The organism is Nonomuraea sp. NPDC050202, from assembly GCF_040656115.1.
Lineage (GTDB): Bacteria > Actinomycetota > Actinomycetes > Streptosporangiales > Streptosporangiaceae > Nonomuraea.
Genome location: NZ_JBFALF010000030.1, coordinates 105,627 through 122,237, shown reverse-complemented (window position 1 = coordinate 122,237; position 16,611 = coordinate 105,627). Strand labels below are relative to the sequence as shown.

Below are 16,611 nucleotides of genomic sequence, written 5' to 3'. Positions count from 1 at the left end.
GCGGCCCACTGCTCGACGGTCCTGCTGTAGGCGCGGGCGCTGTCGGCGTCGCCGCGCGCGGCGGCGATCCAGCCCAGGCTGCAGCGCAGGTCGTGGGCCAGCAGTTCCAGGTCGTGGCGGACGCACAGATCGAGCCCGGCGTTGGCGGCGCTCTCGGCGGCCTCCCACTGCCCGGCCAGGAAGTGGTCGTGCGCGGCGAGCCAGAAGCCGCTGGCCGCGTGCGTCACCGCGCCCTGCCCGGCCTCGCCCTCGGTCAGCGCGCGGATGCGGTCGCGGTAGTCGGGCAGCAGGTCCATCCAGGTCGCCGCCCGGCACAACGCGGCCACCCGGCCGGGCGGGGCGTCACCGGGCAGCCCGTCCAGTGCCACCCGTACGCGCTCGGCCGTGCCGAGGCCGGCGAAGACGTCGTGCAGCAGGCGCACGTGCTCGTCGTCGCAGCCGGCGACCACGTCGGTGACCTCCGCCCAATCCGCGGGGTCCTGGGCGTAGGAGGCGGCCATCACCCTGACCAGCGGACCGGCTCCGGGCGTGGCGCGCAGCAGGCGGCGGGCGGCGTCCAGGTCGCCGTCGCGCAGCATGAGGATCTGCGCCCGCACCGCCAGCGCCCTGCCCGGGTCGTCCAAGTGGCGCCGTGCCTCGTCCACCAGCCTCTGGGCCAGATCGAGCTGCCCGGACTCGCCCGCCAGCTCGGCCGCCAGCTCCAGCCGGGCGGCGCGCGCCGCCGGGTCCGGGGTCAGCTCGGCCGCGCGCTGCAGCGCCTTGACCGCCAGCCCGCTGCCGCCCCGCAGGCTCACCGCGCGGGCGGCCTTCTCGATCTCGGCGGCCACCTGCTCGTCCGGCTCCACCGTGGCCGCCGCCAGATGCCACATCCGCAGCTCCGGGTCGGCCTGGTGCTGTTCAGCGAGTACGGCGTGCGCCTCGCGAGTCTCCTCCGGTGAGGCCGTCTTGATGATGGCGGACCTGACCAGCGGGTGACGGAAGCGCAGGCCCGACGGCGTCGAATCGCGGGTGACCAGGCCGGCGCGCTCGGCCTCCAGCAGCTCGTACGGCGACAGCTCGGCCCGATGCTGCAGCCGGTCGCCGTCGAGCGCGGCCACCAACAGCGTGGTACGGATCCGCGGTGCCAGTTCCAGCAACCGGCCGGCGAACCCGGTCTCCAGCCGGGTGCGCAGGGACGCGCCGGAGGGCAGCAGCTCCACGCTCACCGACGTCTGCGGCAGCTCGGTGATCGCCAGCGGGTTGCCCGCGGCCTCGGCGAGCACGCGTTCGCGCACCGACGGCGGCAGAGCGGGGTGCAGCAGGTCCAGCAGCCGCCCGGCCGCCTCGTCGTCGAGCGGCCCGACCTCCAGCATGTGAACGCCGGGGGTGACGCGCTCGGTGGCGGTCAGCGGCCGGCGGGCGAAGATGGCGCGCAGGTCATACGGCTGCAGCCGCAGCAGGATGAACATCATCACTTCCCGCGTGGGGTGGTCCACCCAGTGCGCGTCCTCCACGGCGATCAGCACCGGCCCGTCCTCGGCCACGGCGGCCAGCACCGCCAGGGAAGCCACCGAGATCGCCAGCCGGTCGGGCGGCGGGCCGTCCCGCATGCCCAGCACCCGCAGCAGGGTGTCGCGGTGGAAGGGCTCCACCCGGTCCAGATACTCCATTACCGGCGCGAAGAGCTGGTGCAGCCCGGCGAAGGCCAGCTGCGCCTCCGATTCGAAGCCGCTGCCGCCCACCACCCGCATGCCCTGCTCCCTGGCGTAGGCGATGCCGGCCTGCAGCAGCACGGACTTGCCCACACCGGGGTCGCCGTGCAGCACGACGTTGGGCAGTGCGCCGGGGGCGCGGTCGATCGTCTGCCGTAGCGCGGCCAGCTCTGTGGTGCGTCCGATGATGTCCATGTGGTTCGTCTCCTGGGTGCAGTCATTTGACCGATTGCCGCGCCTGTGGGTGGCGGCATGCTGGGCGGGTGCCGCGACTACAGGTGGATTCAGACGTGAGCCTCTTCTATGAGGACGTCGGCGACGGACCGCCCGTCGTCCTGGTGCACGGCTGGCCGCTGTCGTGCCGGTTCTGGGAGTACCAGATCGGCCCGCTCGTCGAGGCCGGCCACCGGGTGGTCTGCTATGACCGGCGCGGTTTCGGCCACTCCAGCCGGCCGTGGCACGGCTACGACCACGCCACCTTCACCGCCGACCTGGCCGCCCTGGTCGAGGGCCTCGATCTGACCGGGCTGGCGTTGGTCGGCTTCTCTAGCGGCTGCGCCGAGGCCGTCGGCTACGCCGCCGCCTCCGAGCGGGTGACCCGGCTGGTGCTGGGCAGCCCGGCGCTGTATCCGGACCCGATCGCCGGCGAGCTGCGCATGGCCGCGCGGCGGCACCGCATCCCCATGCTCGACGACGTCCTGCTGCGCTGGTTCGCCGTCGACGGTCACAGCACGCTGGACGAGCAGACCCGCCTGTACCTGCTCAGGCACGCCGCGGACGCCTCCCCCTGGGCGACCGCGCAGTCGCTGGCCGCGTGGAGTTCGGCCGCCCCGGACGCGGAGCTGGCGCGCGTCGCCGTGCCCACGCTGATCGTCCAGGGCGAAGCGGACGCGTTCGTCTCGCCGCGCGACAGCGGAGCACGGCTGAGACGGGCGATCGCGGGCAGTGCGCTGGTCACGATCCCTGGCGCGCCGCACGGAGCCCCGCTCACCCACGATGAGCAGTGGAACCAGCTGCTGCTGGAGTTCCTGGCGAGATGACGGCATGGCACGACGGTAGGCACCGGGCCCCCGTGCGGGGTATCGGTCGCATGACGTAGGTGCCGGGGGCGCCCCGAGGCTCAGAGGACGTCGCGCAGCTGGCCGCGGGAGGCGATGCCCAGTTTGCGGAAGGCGTGGTGCAGGTGGGTGCCGACCGTGCGATGGGACAGGTAGAGCTGCTGGCCGATCTCGCGGTTGGACAGGCCGCCGGCGGCCAGTTTGGCGATGTGCAGCTCCTGCGGGGTCAGCCGCTCGGCGGAGCTGGGCACGCGCTGGTGGCTGCCCTCGCCCGTGGCGCGCAACTCCTGGCGGGCCTTCTCTCCCCAGGCCAGCAGCCCGAGCTTGTCGCAGGCGTCGCGGGCCGCGCGCAGCGGGTCGCGAGCTTCCACGATCCGGCGTTGACGGCGTAGCCAGAGGCCGTGCGCGAGCAGCAGACGGGCCCGCGCGGTGGGCCAGGAGGTCAAGTCCGCGTCGAGCGCGGTCTTGAACAGTCCGTCGGCGTCGGCGTCGTCGGCCAGCACCGCTCTGGCGTGACGCAGGCCCACGTGCAGGTAGGGGGAGGGCGTCTGGCGGCCCATGACCTCCAGCTCGGCCAGCGCCGTACGGGCCAGGTCACGGTGCTCGGCGGTCACCGCCGCCTCGGCCAGTTCGCTGATCGTCCACGAACCCCAGATGGGATGGTAGGCGGTGTCACGAGGGTCGAACACCCGCCACAGATGGCCGAAGGCGGTGGCGTGCCGGCCCGCGCACAGCGCGATCAGGCCCCGGGCGTACTGGGCCTGGGCGATGTTGGAGGCGATCGTGACGCTGCCCAGCACCCGCTCGCTCTGAGCGGCCAGCTCCAGCCCCCGGCTCACGTCCCCGCGCAGCCCGGCGAGGGCGGCCAGGATGGACAGGGCCGCCGACTGCCAGCGGGGCTGCTGGGTCTCCCTGGTCAGCCGTTCACACTCCTCGGCCACCAGCATGGCGCTCGGCCAGTCGCCGCCCAGGAGCTGGTTGAGCATCTGCGAGGTCAGCGACTGCGCCAGCACCCCCAGCCGTCCCTGGGCGCGCAGTTCGCTGATGGAGTGGTCGAGGAAGGCGGCGGACAGCTCGTGCGCGCCGATCGTGCTGGCCGCCACGCCCAGCAGCCTGGCCATGGCGCCGTCCAGCCGGGTCTCCCGTAACCTCGTCAGCCGGCCGATCAGCTCCCCGGCCCGCTCCACCGGCGCCGCGGTGGCCAGCGCGACCAGCAACTCGGGATCGTCGTCGTGCGCGGCAAGCCGTTCGGCCAGCGCGATGACGCGGTGGCGAAGCTCCGCACCGGGATCGCGCCACCAGCAGCGCATCGCGGCCGCGCGGACGAAGTTGCGTGCCAGGGCCCGGTCGCCCGCGCGCTCACGTTCCTCGGCGGTCACGATGAGCCTGCGCACCCGCTGCGGGCCCTCGTTGCGGCCCTCCTCCCGCACCTCGTTCAGCCACGCCAGCCGGGCTCGTTCGGGCTCGCCCAGCAGGGCCGGGTCGGTCAGCGCGAGCAGTTCGGTGATCAGCTCGCCGCGGCCCAGTTCGAAGGCGAGTTCCGCGGTGCGCAGCAGGCGCATGGCGCGGTCGGCCACGTGCTCGCTCAGCTCGGCAGCGCGGCGCAGCGCGGTGACCGCCACGGTGAGCGCGCCGCGCTGCCGGGCTCGCAGCGCCACCTGTTCCAGGTCGGCGGCGACGCTGTCGTCCGGGTGGTCGAGCGCGGCGGCCCGGTGCCAGGCCCGGCGGTCCGGATCGGGGGTGTGCACGTCGGCCAGCGCCAGGTGGATGACCTGCCGATCCAGCAGCCCGGCCTTTTGGTAGATGGCCGAGCGGACGAGCGGGTGCCTGAAGCGGATGGACCGCTCGTGCAGCGTGACCAGGCCGAGGTCAACCGCAGGGGCCAGGTCGGCCAGCGACAGCTCGGTCCCGGTGACGGTGCCGGCCGCCGTCAGGGCCTCGCGCAGATCGTGGCCGTCGTTGGCGGCGCAGGCCAGCAGCAACATCCTGGTACGCCTCGGCAGTTCCGCCAGCCGGGTGGCGAAGGAGCGCTCCAGCCGGGCCGTGAGCGGCAGGAACTCACCTGAGGGCGGACCCGGCTCCCTGTCGAGGGCGATGGGCAGCTCCACCAGGGCAAGCGGATTGCCCGCGGCCTCGGCCAGCACCCTCCATCGCACACCGGCCGAGAGCTTGGTCGGCTGGCTGTCCAGCAGCTCTCCGGCCGCGGATGGGTCGAGCGTGCTCAGGCTCAGCTCCGGTAGCCCGATGTCGTCCAGGGTGGTCGCATACCCCTCGCGCACGGCCAGGAGCATCCCGATCGGCTCGGATCTCAGCCGCCGGGTGACGAAGGCCAGGACGTCGGTGGTGGGCCGGTCGAGCCATTGCAGGTCTTCGACGACGACGAGCAGCGGCTCGGCCGCTGCGGCCTCGCCGAGCAGGTTCAGCACGGCCAGGGCGATGAGGAAGGGCTGGGGAGCCTGGCCGTCGCCCATGCCGAACGCGTTGAGCAGGGCCTCTCGCTGGGCGACCGGCAGCTCGGCGGCGGTCTCGAGCATCGGCTGGATCAGCTGATGCAGCCCGGCGAAGGGCAGATGGGTCTCGCTCTGCACGCCCGAGGCGATGGCCGTCGCGAAGCCGAGTGCCCGTGCGCGGTCCAGCGCGACCGCCAGCAGGGCCGACTTGCCGATCCCGGCCTCGCCCCTGATCACCAGCGCGTCACCATGCTCGGGGATCTGCGCCACCAGGCTTTCGACCTGGGCGATCTCGCGCTCACGCCCGAACAGGGCCATGACCATGGGTGCTCCCCCGCTTCTCCCGCAAGAACACCCCTAAGTGTCGCAAGAAATACGTCATCCGACGCATACCGCACGGCGTGGCTTCACCCTAGTGTCAGGGCGCCGTCCGCTGTTTCAGGAGCCTTCATGTCCAAGCCGGTGCTGGACCCTGCCGCCCAGTCCTTCGCCGACGCCACCGCCAGTCCACCCTTCCTGTACGGCATGCCTCCGCAGGAGGGGCGAAAGGCTCTGCGCGACGTCCAGCAGCCGCAGATTTTGGTCCCCGGCACCACCAGCCAGGAGATCGCCGGCCTGACCGTCTACCGGCCCGAGCACGCCGACGGCGCCTTGCCGGTGGTGCTGTACCTGCACGGCGACTGGGTGTTCGGTGGCGAGCACGCCGAGAGCAGGCTCGCCCGTGAGCTGGCACTGAACGCGCATGCCGCGGTGGCGTTCGTGCACTACAGCCTCGCTCCCGAGGCGCGCTATCCAGTCGCGCTGGAAGAATGCCTGGGCGCTCTGGAGTGGCTGCGCAGACATGGCACCGGGCTCGGTCTGGACGTCTCCCGCATCGCCGTCGCCGGCGGCAACCTCGCCGCGGCCCTGGCCCTGCGCGCGGGCGCGCGGCTGGCCGGACAGGTGCTGCTGTGCCCGGCCACCGACGCCTCCTGCGACACCGGCTCCTACCGCGAGTTCGCGGAGGGCTACTTCCTGCGCGCCGACGGGATGCGCTGGTGCTGGGATCAGTACCTCCCGGACGCGGCCCGCGGGGTCGAGAGCACCGCCTCACCACTGCGGGCCACGCGCGGGGAAATGGCCGGGCTCCCGCCCACCATGGTGATCACCGCGGAGGCCGATGTGCTGCGCGACGAGGGCGAGGCCTATGCCGTACGGCTGCGTGGAGCGGGCGTCCCGGTGTCGGCGGTGCGCTACCAGGGCGTCATCCACGGCTTCCTCACGCTCAACGCCCTGCGCGGCACCTGCTCCGCCCAGGAGGCGATCGAGCAGGCCGCGAGCTTCCTCGCCAGGGCGCTGGGGACCGGCCGATCGTGAGGCCACCCGCGGGGTGACCGCCGGCGAGGCGGCGCGTAGGCTCTGGGTGATCTCCACCGGATCGCGCACAGGGAGCCCCCCATCGCCACTCCACTCAGCTTCGCGCAGGTGCTGCGGCGCCACCGGCGCGCCGCGCGGCTGACGCTGGAGCAGCTCGCCGAGGCCTCGGGAGTCAGCGCCCGGACACTGTCGGACATGGAACGCGGGCGCAGCAAGGGCCCCCAGCACCGGACCGTCACCGCGCTGGCCGACGCACTCCGCCTGGCCGGCGCCGAGCGCGAGCAGTTCGTCGAGCTGGCGCGCGAGGGCCGCCTGCGCGACCACTGGAACCGGCCGACCGGGCTGTGCGAGCTGCCCCGCTCCGTCGACGACTTCACCGGCCGGGCCGCGGAACTGGCCTGGGCCGGCGAGGTGATGCGCGCAGAAGAGGCCGGCGTGGGGCTCATCACCGGATCCGCCGGGCTGGGCAAGTCCACGCTGGCCGTCCGCGCCGCGCACGCCCTGCGGCCGGACTTCCCCGGCGGCGTGTTCTTCCTCGACCTGTTCGGGATGTCGCCCGACCCTCTGCCTGCCGATGAGGCCCTGGGCCGGCTGCTTCGCGCGCTCGGCGTGGCCGACCAGCAGATTCCCGCCGACGTCGCCGGGCGCGCGTCGTTGTACCGTTCCCTGCTGCGCGAGCGGCGCGTGCTGGTCGTGCTCGACAACGCCGCCTCCGAGGAGCAGGTACGGCCGCTGCTGCCGGGCGGCGGCGCGGGCAGAGCGCTGGTGACCAGTCGCCGCCTGCTGGCCGGCCTGGAAGGGGTGCGCAGGCTCGGCCTGGTGCCGCTCGCGCCGATGGAGGCCACGCGGCTGCTGACCGGGATCCTGAAGGACCGGGGCGCCTCGGACGAGGAGCAGGCCCTCTGGCAGCTCGCGCAGCTGTGCGGCGGCCTGCCCCTCGCGCTGCGCATCGCCGGAAACCGGCTGGCCAGCCGGCCCGGCTGGAACGCCGCCGACCTCGCCGCCCGGCTGACGGACGAGGAGCGCCGCCTGGATCAGCTCAGCGCCGGCGACCTGAAGATCGCCACCGCGTTCGGGCTGTCCTACGACCAGCTCGCGGACTCGACGCGGCGGATTTTCCGCCGCCTGGCTCTGGTGCCGGGCCGTGACTTCGACGCCGCCCTCTCCTCCGTCGCGGGCGGCACGACGATCGCGGGAGCGTGGGACGCCCTCGACGAACTCGTCGACCTCGGCCTGCTGCAGGACGGCGCCTCAGGCCGCTACCGCTTCCACGACCTGGTCCTGCTGTTCGCCCGCGACCGGCTCCGCGCGGAGGAGCCCGCGGCCGAGCGCGACACGCTCACCGTCACGGTGACGTCATGGCTGCTGCGGACGGCCGCCACCGCCGGGCGCTGGTTCGAGCCCGGACACGGCCGCTCCGACCGGCCTGACCCCGACCTCACCGAGCTGCGCTCGCCGGAGGAGGCCGACCACTGGCTGCGCGTGAACATGGACAACTGGCTGGCCGCCCTACGCCAGGCGGCGGGCATGGGCCGGTTCACCGCCGTGCTCGATGTCGCCGGGTCGATGGACAGGTTCTCCGACCGGTGGATGCACGCGCCACACTGGCACGAGGTCTTCACCCTCGGCGCCGAGGCCGCCGCCGCCCTGGACGACGCGGACAGGCAGGCCGCGCAGCTGAACCAGCTCGCCTGGGTCCACCTGCTGCCGCGAGACGACCCGGAGACCGCCCTGGGCTACGCGGCGCAGGCGCTGGAGCTGGCCACGCGCTGTGACGCCACGGGCGAGATCGCCCAGGCTCACCACCAGACGGGAGGCGCGCTCCGCCGGCTCGGGCGGCTCGACGAGGCCATCGCCTCAGAGCTCCGGGCGGCCGAGATGGCCAAGGCCGACGGCGACGTCAATCGGTACTGCGACTGTCTCGGCGCCCTCGGCACCTGTTTGCGCGACGCCGGTCGCCACGCCGAGGCGCTGGAGCAGTACCTCACGGTGCTGGCCCTGGTGAACGACGACCGGTCGGAGGTGACGCCGAGCGTCGCGGCGTTCACCCGGCCGATCGCGCTGGCCCGCATCGGTGAATGCCTGGGGTCGCTCGGCCGGCGAGCCGAGGGGATCACCAAGCTCACCGAGGCGATCGCTCTCATGGAGCAGGTCCATCTGGCCGTGCCGCAGGCCCGCTCGCTCGAGACGCTGGCGGCCCTGCTGGCGGAGGAGGGCCGCGGCGAAGAGAGTCGGCAGGCCTACGCGCGGGCGGCCGAGGTGTACGAGGCCATCGGCGACGCCGAGGCGAGCAGCCGCTGCCACGACCTGGCCGACCCCGCGCTCTGACGGTTCCGCCCTACTTCTGCGTCCTGTTCTGCGTGGTCCCGCGGCGTGCGCGCGCCTTGGATGGAGTGCGACGGGACAGGCACCGGGCATGTCCCTCCACCCAGGAGTGATCATGACCCCAGTCAGGAACATCGTGCTCGTGCACGGTGGCTTCGTGGACGGTTCCGGCTGGCGGGGCGTCTACGACGAGCTGACCTGGGACGGGCTCCGCGTCCACATCGTGCAGAACCCGACGCTGTCGCTGGCCGGCGACGTCAGGGCGACCCGCCGGGTCCTGGACGGCCTCGACGGCCCGGCCGTCCTGGTCGGCCACTCCTACGGCGGGGCCGTCATCAGCGAGGCCGGCCACCACCCCAACGTCGCGTCGCTGGTCTACGTCACCGCCTTCGCTCCCGACAAGGGCGAATCGGTCGACAGCCTTACCGTCGGCGCGCCGGCGCCGCCCGTCCTTCCGCCCGCGGACGGCTTCCTCCTCCTCGACCGCGACCGGTTCGCCGGCTGGTTCGCCGCCGACCTGCCCGACCAGGTGGCCGCCTTCATGGCCGACTCGCAGGTCCCGTGGGGCGTGGACGCCCTTCGTGGGCCGGTCGCCGAACCCGCGTGGAAGCACCGGCCCAGCTGGTACGTGCTCGCGACCCAGGACCGGATGATCCCGCCGCCCACCCAGCGCATGATGGCCGAACGCGCCGGCTCGACCGTCGTCGAGGTCATCGGCAGTCACGCCGTCCACATCTCCCAGCCCGCGGCGGTCGCCGACCTCATCCGCCAGGCCGCCGCCGGCTGACCACGTCCGTCCACCCAGGCCGGACTTCTCCCACCGCCGCGGACGGCCTCATGGACCGCCATCCGCTGATTCCGCACGCCCGAACACCGGGACCGGACGCCGTCCCCAGACGCTCGGCCCCTGCGAAAAGGAGGCAGTCATGACATCCAGACCCGTGACCAAAGCCGCCGTCATCGGCACCGCGATCGAGTTCTACGACCTCGCCCTCTTCGGGCTGGCCGCAGCCATCGTCTTCAACGACCAGTTCTTCCCCGCCGACGCGCCCCTGGCGGGCACGCTGGGCTCCTTCACCGCGTTCGCCGTCGGCTTCCTCGCCCGGCCCATCGGCGGAGTCGTGTTCGGGCACATCGGTGACCGCGTCGGTCGCAAACCCGCCCTGGTCCTGACGCTGCTGCTGATGGGGCTGGCCACGACCGGCATCGGGCTGCTGCCCACCTACGACCAGGTGGGCCTGGCCGCGCCGATCCTGCTCGTGCTCCTGCGGCTGGTCCAGGGCTTCGGCGCCGGAGCCGAATACGCCGGCGCCCTCGTCCTGGTGGCCGAGACCAGCGACCCCCGCCGACGAGGCCTGCGGGCCGCGCTTCCCGGCATGGGCGTCCAGATCGGCATCCTGCTCGCCACGCTCGTCTTCACCGCGGTCGCGCCGCTGCCGTCGTTCACGTCGTGGGGCTGGCGGGTGCCGTTCCTGCTCAGCCTGGTGGGCGTGGGCGTCGGGCTCTTCTGCCGGATCCGGGTGCCGGAGTCGCAGCTCTTCGAGCGCGAGCGGGCGCACGGCGTAAGCCGCTTCCCGGCGCTGGAGGTCTTCAGAAGGCAGCCGCGCAGCCTGCTGATCGCCGCCGGGATCAACGCCCCCTACGGCGCGATCGGCTACATCATGAACGTCTTCGTGCTGTCCTACGTCACCAAGACGCTCGGCCTGCCCGCCACGGTGGGCCTGATCGCCAACGTGTGCTCGGCAGCCGTGGGGATCGCGCTCATGCCGCTGTTCGGGCTCCTGGCCGACCGCGTCGGCCGCCGGCCGGTCTTCCTCGGTGCCACGCTCGCCCTGTCCGTCTTCGCCTTCCCGATGTTCTGGCTGGTCGACACCGGCCGCCCCGAGCTGGTGATCTTCGCCGTCACGCTGGGGTACGGCGTCTTCGTCACGGCCATGTTCGCCGTCCTCGCCTCGATCCTGACCGAGCTGTTCGGCACCCGATACCGCTACAGCGGCATCGCCATCTCCCGCGAGTGGACGGCCGCGCTGACCAGCGGTCCCGCCCCGCTCGTGGCGGCCTCTTTGGTGGCGGGAGCCGGCGGCGCGTCGTGGCCCATCGCGCTCCTGCTCGTGGGTCTGGCGACGATCGCCTTCCTGGCGGTTCTGCTCGCTCCCGAGACCCGCGCCAAGAACCTGGACGAGCGCGTAAGTCAGGAGCCCGTCGGCTCAGGTGCAGTCATCTGACCGATTACCGGCCGGGGGCCGCAAGCCTAGCTTCGGAGCACATCGAGACCGCATCAGTGAGGAAGTCACATGCCCTACATCACCGCCAACGACGGAGCCCGGATCTTCTACAAGGACTGGGGCACCGACGGTTCCCCGGTCCTGCTCAGCCACGGCTGGCCGCTCAACTCCGACGCCTGGGAGGCGGCCGCCCTCTTCCTCGCCGAGCACGGGCACCGCGCCATCGCCCACGACCGGCGCGGCCACGGCCGCTCGGCGCAGACCTGGCACGGCAACGAGATGGACACCTACGCCGACGACCTGGCCTGCCTGATCGAGCAGCTCGACCTGCGCGACCTCACCCTGGTCGGGCACTCGACCGGAGGCGGCGAGGTCGCCCACTACCTCGGCCGCCACGGCAGCGACCGCGTCTCGAAGCTGGTCCTGGTCTCCGCCGTGCCGCCGCTGATGCTGCGCAGCGAGGACAACCCCGAGGGCCTGCCGATCGAGGTGTTCGACGCGATCCGGGCCGGTGAGGCCGCGAACCGGTCCCAGCTCTACCGCGACCTGGCCGATGGTCCGTTCTTCGGGCACAACCGCCGGCAGGACGTCCCTCAGGGCTTCCGGGACGCGTTCTGGCTGCAGAGCATGGCGTGCGGGCACCGGGGCGCCTACGAGTGCATCGCGGCCTTCTCGGCCACCGACTTCCGGCCGGACCTGGCGAAGGTCGATGTCCCCACCCTGGTCATTCATGGCGACGACGACCAGATCGTGCCGTTCGAGGTCGGGGGTAAGCGATCGGCCGAAATGATCAACGGCGCCGTCCTGAAGGTCTACGAGGGCAGCGGGCACGCCCTGCCCGACACCGACCGCGACCGCCTGCACGCCGACCTCCTCGCCTTCGTGAACTCCTAAGGAGCACCCGCATGACCCCACTGCGCCGTCTCGGCACCCTGCTGGGCACCCTCGTCGCGAGCTGCGCCCTGATCCTCGGTCTGAGCGGAGCGGCTGTCCCCGCCTCCGCCGACTCCACCACCTCCGGCGCCAAGCCGACCGTGGTCCTGGTCCACGGTGCGTTCGCGGACGCCTCCGGCTTCAACGACATGATCACACTCCTGGGGGCGGCCGGGTTCCCGGTGATCGCGCCGGCCAACCCGTTGCGTGACGTGGCCGGTGACGCCGCGTACATCTCCAGCGTCCTGGACACCATCACCGGGCCGATCATCCTGGTCGGGCACTCCTACGGCGGCATCGTCATCACCAACGCCGCCCGCGGCCACGACAACGTCAAGGCGCTGGTCTACCTAGGCGCGTTCGCCCCCGACCAAGGGGAAAGCGCTCTGCGACTCGCCGGCCAGTTCCCTGGCAGCGAGCTGGGCGAAGCCTTGCTGGCCCGGCACTACCCGCTGCCCGACGGCACCAACGACGGCGTCGACGGCTACATCACCGCCGACAAGTTCCGCGAGGTGTTCGCCGCCGACCTGCCCGCCTACAAGACCCGGCAGATGGCGGCCACCCAGCGGCCCGGCAGCGTCACCGGCCTGTCCGACGGCAGCGGCGAGCCGGCCTGGAAGACCGTCCCCTCTTGGTACCTGATCCCCATGCAGGACAAGGTGATCCCGCCCGCCGCCCAGCGCTTCATGGCCGAACGCGCCGGCAGCAAGGTCCGCGAGATCAACTCTTCGCACGTCGTGATGATGTCCCACCCCGCCGCCGCGACCGCGGTGGTCCTGTCCGCCTACGCCGCCACCCGCTAGGAGAGACCGGATGAAACCCGACACGATCGTCTTGATCCATGGCTTCTGGGTCACCCCGCGCAGCTGGGAGAACTGGATCGCCTACTACGAGGCCAAGGGGTTCCGGGTACTCGCTCCTGCCTACCCCGGCTTCGAGGTCGAGGTCGAGGCGCTCAACGCCGACACCACGCCCATCGAGCAGGTCACCGTCCCGCAGATCATCGACTCGCTGGAGAAGCTGGTCGGCGGCCTGGACAAGCCGCCCATCCTCATCGGGCACTCGGCCGGCGGCGTATTCACCCAGATCCTGCTCGACCACGGTTACGGCGCCGCCGGTGTGGCGATCAACTCCGCCCCCACCGAAGGTGTCAAGATCATCCCGCTGTCGCAGCTCAAGGCCACCTTCCCCGTGCTGAAGAGCCCCGCCAACCGGCACAAGGCCGTCGGCCTGGACTACGAGCACTGGCGCTACGCCTTCACCAACACCTTCCCCGAGCACGAGGCGCGGGCCGCCTACGAGCGCTACCACATCCCCGCCTCCGGCAACATCTTCTGGGGCAGTGCCCTGGCCAACATCCACCCCGGCAAGGACGACACCTACGTCGACTACCGCAACGACGACCGCAAGCCCCTGCTGTTCATCGCCGGCGAGCACGACAACCTGATGCCGCCCAAGATTCAGCGCTCCAACGCCAAGCACTACAAGGCGCCGAACACGATCACCGAAGTCATCGAATACCCCGGGCGCTCCCACCTGATGCCCGCCCAGCAGGGCTGGGAAGAGATCGCCGACCGCGCCCTGGCCTGGGCGCTCCACCACAGCTCGTAAAGGGAGCGTTCCATGTCGGACGTCAGGTTCACCCACATCGGCGGCCCCACCGTCCTCATCGAGTTCGACGGCTGGCGGCTGCTGACGGACCCGACCTTCGACGTCCCCGGCCGGACGTACGCGTTCGGCTGGGGGACCTCCTCCCGCAAGCTCACCGGCCCCGCCCTCCATGCGTCCACCCTCGGGGGCGTGGACGCCGTCCTGCTCACCCACGACCACCACGGCGACAACCTTGACCACGCCGGCCGCGCCCTGCTGGCCACCGCCACGACCACGATCACCACCGCCTCGGGCGCCCGCCGCCTCGGCGGCGCCACCCGCGGGCTCACGTCCGGGCAGACCACCCGGCTGGCTGCGCCCGGCCGGCCGGCGATCGAGATCACCGCCACCCCGTGCCGGCACGGGCCGCCCTTGAGCCGGCCCATCACCGGCGAGGTGATCGGCTTCTCCCTCACCTGGCCCGGCCAGGCCTACGGCCCGCTCTGGATCACCGGCGACACCGTCTACCACCGCGCCCTGCGCCGGGCCGCCGCCCGGATCCGGCCGGGAACGGTCCTGCTGCATCTGGGCGGCGTCGGCTTCCCCCTCACCGGGCCGCTGCGCTACACCATGACCGCCAAGCAGGCCGTACGACTGTGTCAGGCCATCACCCCGCACACGATCCTGCCGGTCCACTACGAGGGCTGGCAGCACTTCCGGCAAGGCCGCGAAGGCATCGAGCAGGACCTGCGGCGCGCCCCCGAACAGGTCAGCAGCCGCTTCCACTGGCTGCCCCGAGGAACGGCCGAACAACTGCGGCTCTAGGCCGACCACACCCCGGAAAGGACGTCGACCATGACCACCACGACCCCACCCCAGCCCCAGACCGACAACCTGGCGATCGCCGCCTTGCAGGACGTGCTCATCGACGTCGCAGAACTGGCCTCCCAGGCCAAGCAGGCGCACTGGAACGTCCGCGGCGCGACGTTCCTGTCCGTGCACCGCTGGCTCGACGAACTCGCCGAGACCCTGCGCACCCACACCGACACGCTGGCCGAGCGCATCGCCACCCTGGGCGGCTGGCCGGACGCCTGCAGCGAGACGCTGGGCGAACGCACCACCCTGGAGTCGCTGCCCTTCGGCCGGCTCACCACGGGCCAGGCGCTCACCGCCATGGACGCCGGCCTCGAGCGCATCGCCGCCGTGGCCACCTCGTGGCTGGACAACGCGGCCGTCGGCCGCGATCCGATGACCGCCGACCTCCTCACCGGCATCTGCCGCGACGTGCAGAACCAGCAGTGGTTCGCCCGCGCCCAGCAGTGAGCCGTAGCCATGGCCGACCTGTACTGGACCAACCGCGCCGCCTGCCGGGCGGCCGACCCTGACCCGTTCTTCCCGCTCATCTGGGACGGCCGGCACCAGCCGGCCGTGCGGATCTGCTCAGGCTGCGTCGTGCGGCCGCGCTGCCTGGAGTGGGCGCTGGAGTCCGGCGAGCCGGACGGCGTCTGGGGCGGAACCACTCCGGCCGAACGTCGGCGGCTGCGGCGGCTGCCACGGCTGAAGACTTCGACATGACGCCTCACCTCAGTTCGCGAGTCGTCGCCCAGGACCGGTCCCTGCCCGGCGCATCCAAGGAGACTTCATGACGATCTTTTCACGCGGGTTCCGCAGCAGGCGCCGCGCCGATGAGCGGCTGCCGCCGGGGCAGTACCTCACCCAGGGCTTCCCTGTCCTGTCAGCCGGGCCCACGCCGCACGTCCCGCTGGAGCGGTGGGAGTTCACCATCGACAGCGAGACCGAACAGGTGCACCGCTGGACCTGGCCGGAGCTGATGGCCCTGCCGCACGAGACGCCGACCGTGGACATCCACTGCGTCACCACCTGGTCCAAGCTCGGCACCCACTGGCAGGGCGTCTCGCTAGACGTGCTCTTCGAGCAGGTGGAGACGGCGGCGCAGTACGCGCTGGTCTACTCCTACGGCGGCTACACCACCAACCTGCCGCTGGACGACCTGCTGGACGGCAAGGCCTGGATCGCCTACCGCCACGACGGCCAGGACCTGGCGCCCCGGCACGGCGGACCGGCCCGCCTGCTGGTCCCTCACCTGTACTTCTGGAAGTCGGCCAAGTGGGTGCGCGGCATCCGCCTGCTGAAGCAGGACCATCCCGGCTTCTGGGAGAGCGCCGGCTACCACCAATACGGCGATCCCTGGCGCGAACAGCGCTACGCCGAGGACTAAGTGGCTGCCCGCCCGCCTGGCCGAGGCCTACGACGAAACCGATACCGCCCGCACACTGATCTTCGACGTGCCCGGCTGGCCCGGGCATCTGCCCGGCCAGCGCGTGGACGTGCGCCTGACCGCCGCCGACGGCTACACTGCCCGCCGCAGCTACTCCCTGGCCGCCGCCAAGGGCGTCGAGCTGACCGTGCAACGGGTGGAAGACGGCGAGGTCTCTCCCTACCTCACCGATGACCTGCGCGTCGGCGAGCGGGTGGAGATCCGCGGCCCCATCGGCGGCCGGTTCGTCTGGCGACCGGTCAGCCGTCCGGTGCTGCTCGTCTCCGGCGGGTCCGGTGTCGTGCCGCTGATGGCCATGATCCGCGCGCGCCCGTGCGGCGGGGGTGGACGCCCCCTTCCACCTGATCCACTCCCTGCGCTCGCCGGAGCGGCTCTACTACGCCCGCGAACTGCTGCACCCCGACCCCGGTGTGCGAGTCAGCCTCCTCTACACGCGCACGGCCCCCGACGATCACCCTCGCCCGGCCGGCCGCCTAACCAGCGCCGACCTCGACCCTCCCGGCGCCGCCTGCTTTGTCTGCGGCCCCACCGGCTTCGTCGAGACCGCCGCCGAACTGCTCGTACGCCTCGGCCACGACCCCGCCGACATCAGAACCGAACGATTCGGCCCCACCGACGGCTGAGCGCACCGACGCGCGGACGGGGGTCAGGCGCGTTCGACGTGGACGAAAGTCATGCTTGGAA

At 72.3% G+C, this 16,611-nt stretch carries 15 protein-coding genes and 1 pseudogene; 14 read left to right on the top strand and 2 right to left on the bottom strand.

What is annotated here, in order from left to right; all coding sequences use genetic code 11:
• A partial coding sequence (locus AB0I79_RS47070; protein WP_357888124.1) for an AAA family ATPase occupies positions 1 to 1,886 on the bottom strand: 1,886 nt, incomplete at its 3' end.
• Positions 1,887 to 1,981: 95 nt separating this feature from the next.
• On the opposite strand from AB0I79_RS47070, the gene AB0I79_RS47065 reads away from it, so the two are divergent.
• Complete coding sequence (locus tag AB0I79_RS47065) at positions 1,982 to 2,731, top strand: alpha/beta hydrolase (RefSeq protein ID WP_357888121.1); 750 nt, start codon at positions 1,982 to 1,984, stop codon at positions 2,729 to 2,731.
• Between the two features lie 80 nt (positions 2,732 to 2,811).
• Here AB0I79_RS47065 and AB0I79_RS47060 read toward each other — a convergent pair whose 3' ends face one another.
• Positions 2,812 to 5,523: an AAA family ATPase gene (locus AB0I79_RS47060; RefSeq protein ID WP_357888119.1), complete on the bottom strand. Its 2,712-nt coding sequence runs from the start codon at positions 5,521 to 5,523 to the stop codon at positions 2,812 to 2,814.
• A gap of 126 nt (positions 5,524 to 5,649) precedes the next feature.
• Here AB0I79_RS47060 and AB0I79_RS47055 point away from each other — a divergent pair, with 126 nt between their 5' ends.
• The 13 genes and pseudogenes from AB0I79_RS47055 (at position 5,650) to AB0I79_RS46995 (ending at position 16,550) form a co-directional block, all read left to right on the top strand.
• Entirely contained in the window at positions 5,650 to 6,555 is a 906-nt protein-coding gene (locus AB0I79_RS47055; protein WP_357888116.1) for an alpha/beta hydrolase, read from the top strand.
• A gap of 108 nt (positions 6,556 to 6,663) precedes the next feature.
• Positions 6,664 to 8,883 carry a tetratricopeptide repeat protein gene (locus AB0I79_RS47050; protein WP_357888113.1) on the top strand — a complete coding sequence of 740 codons (2,220 nt, stop codon included), beginning with the start codon at positions 6,664 to 6,666 and terminating at the stop codon, positions 8,881 to 8,883.
• Positions 8,884 to 8,995: 112 nt separating this feature from the next.
• On the top strand, positions 8,996 to 9,667 hold the full coding sequence (locus AB0I79_RS47045; RefSeq protein ID WP_357888110.1) for an alpha/beta hydrolase: 672 nt from the start codon (positions 8,996 to 8,998) through the stop codon (positions 9,665 to 9,667).
• A 139-nt stretch (positions 9,668 to 9,806) separates the two neighbouring features.
• Entirely contained in the window at positions 9,807 to 11,105 is a 1,299-nt protein-coding gene (locus tag AB0I79_RS47040) for an MFS transporter (RefSeq protein ID WP_357888107.1), read from the top strand.
• Positions 11,106 to 11,174: 69 nt separating this feature from the next.
• A complete protein-coding gene (locus AB0I79_RS47035; RefSeq protein WP_357888104.1) occupies positions 11,175 to 11,999 on the top strand; it encodes an alpha/beta hydrolase in 825 nt (274 codons plus the stop codon).
• An 11-nt stretch (positions 12,000 to 12,010) separates the two neighbouring features.
• Positions 12,011 to 12,841 (top strand): alpha/beta hydrolase, encoded by an 831-nt coding sequence (locus AB0I79_RS47030; protein ID WP_357888101.1) that lies wholly within the window; start codon positions 12,011 to 12,013, stop codon positions 12,839 to 12,841.
• Positions 12,842 to 12,851: 10 nt separating this feature from the next.
• Positions 12,852 to 13,649, top strand: a complete 798-nt coding sequence (locus AB0I79_RS47025) for an alpha/beta hydrolase (protein ID WP_357888098.1) — start codon at positions 12,852 to 12,854, stop codon at positions 13,647 to 13,649.
• 12 nt (positions 13,650 to 13,661) lie between these two features.
• The gene (locus AB0I79_RS47020; protein ID WP_357888095.1) at positions 13,662 to 14,453 is read left to right on the top strand and encodes an MBL fold metallo-hydrolase; all 792 of its coding nucleotides are present in this window, start codon (positions 13,662 to 13,664) and stop codon (positions 14,451 to 14,453) included.
• Between the two features lie 30 nt (positions 14,454 to 14,483).
• On the top strand, positions 14,484 to 14,951 hold the full coding sequence (locus AB0I79_RS47015) for a DNA starvation/stationary phase protection protein (protein WP_357888093.1): 468 nt from the start codon (positions 14,484 to 14,486) through the stop codon (positions 14,949 to 14,951).
• Between the two features lie 9 nt (positions 14,952 to 14,960).
• Entirely contained in the window at positions 14,961 to 15,203 is a 243-nt protein-coding gene (locus tag AB0I79_RS47010; protein ID WP_357888090.1) for a WhiB family transcriptional regulator, read from the top strand.
• A 67-nt stretch (positions 15,204 to 15,270) separates the two neighbouring features.
• Positions 15,271 to 15,867, top strand: coding sequence for a sulfite oxidase-like oxidoreductase (locus tag AB0I79_RS47005; RefSeq protein WP_357888087.1), 597 nt, complete (start codon positions 15,271 to 15,273; stop codon positions 15,865 to 15,867).
• Between the two features lie 67 nt (positions 15,868 to 15,934).
• A pseudogene (locus AB0I79_RS47000) lies at positions 15,935 to 16,084 on the top strand (oxidoreductase); the annotation flags it as partial.
• 166 nt (positions 16,085 to 16,250) lie between these two features.
• Complete coding sequence (locus AB0I79_RS46995) at positions 16,251 to 16,550, top strand: hypothetical protein (protein WP_357888127.1); 300 nt, start codon at positions 16,251 to 16,253, stop codon at positions 16,548 to 16,550.
• Positions 16,551 to 16,611: the final 61 nt, after the last annotated feature.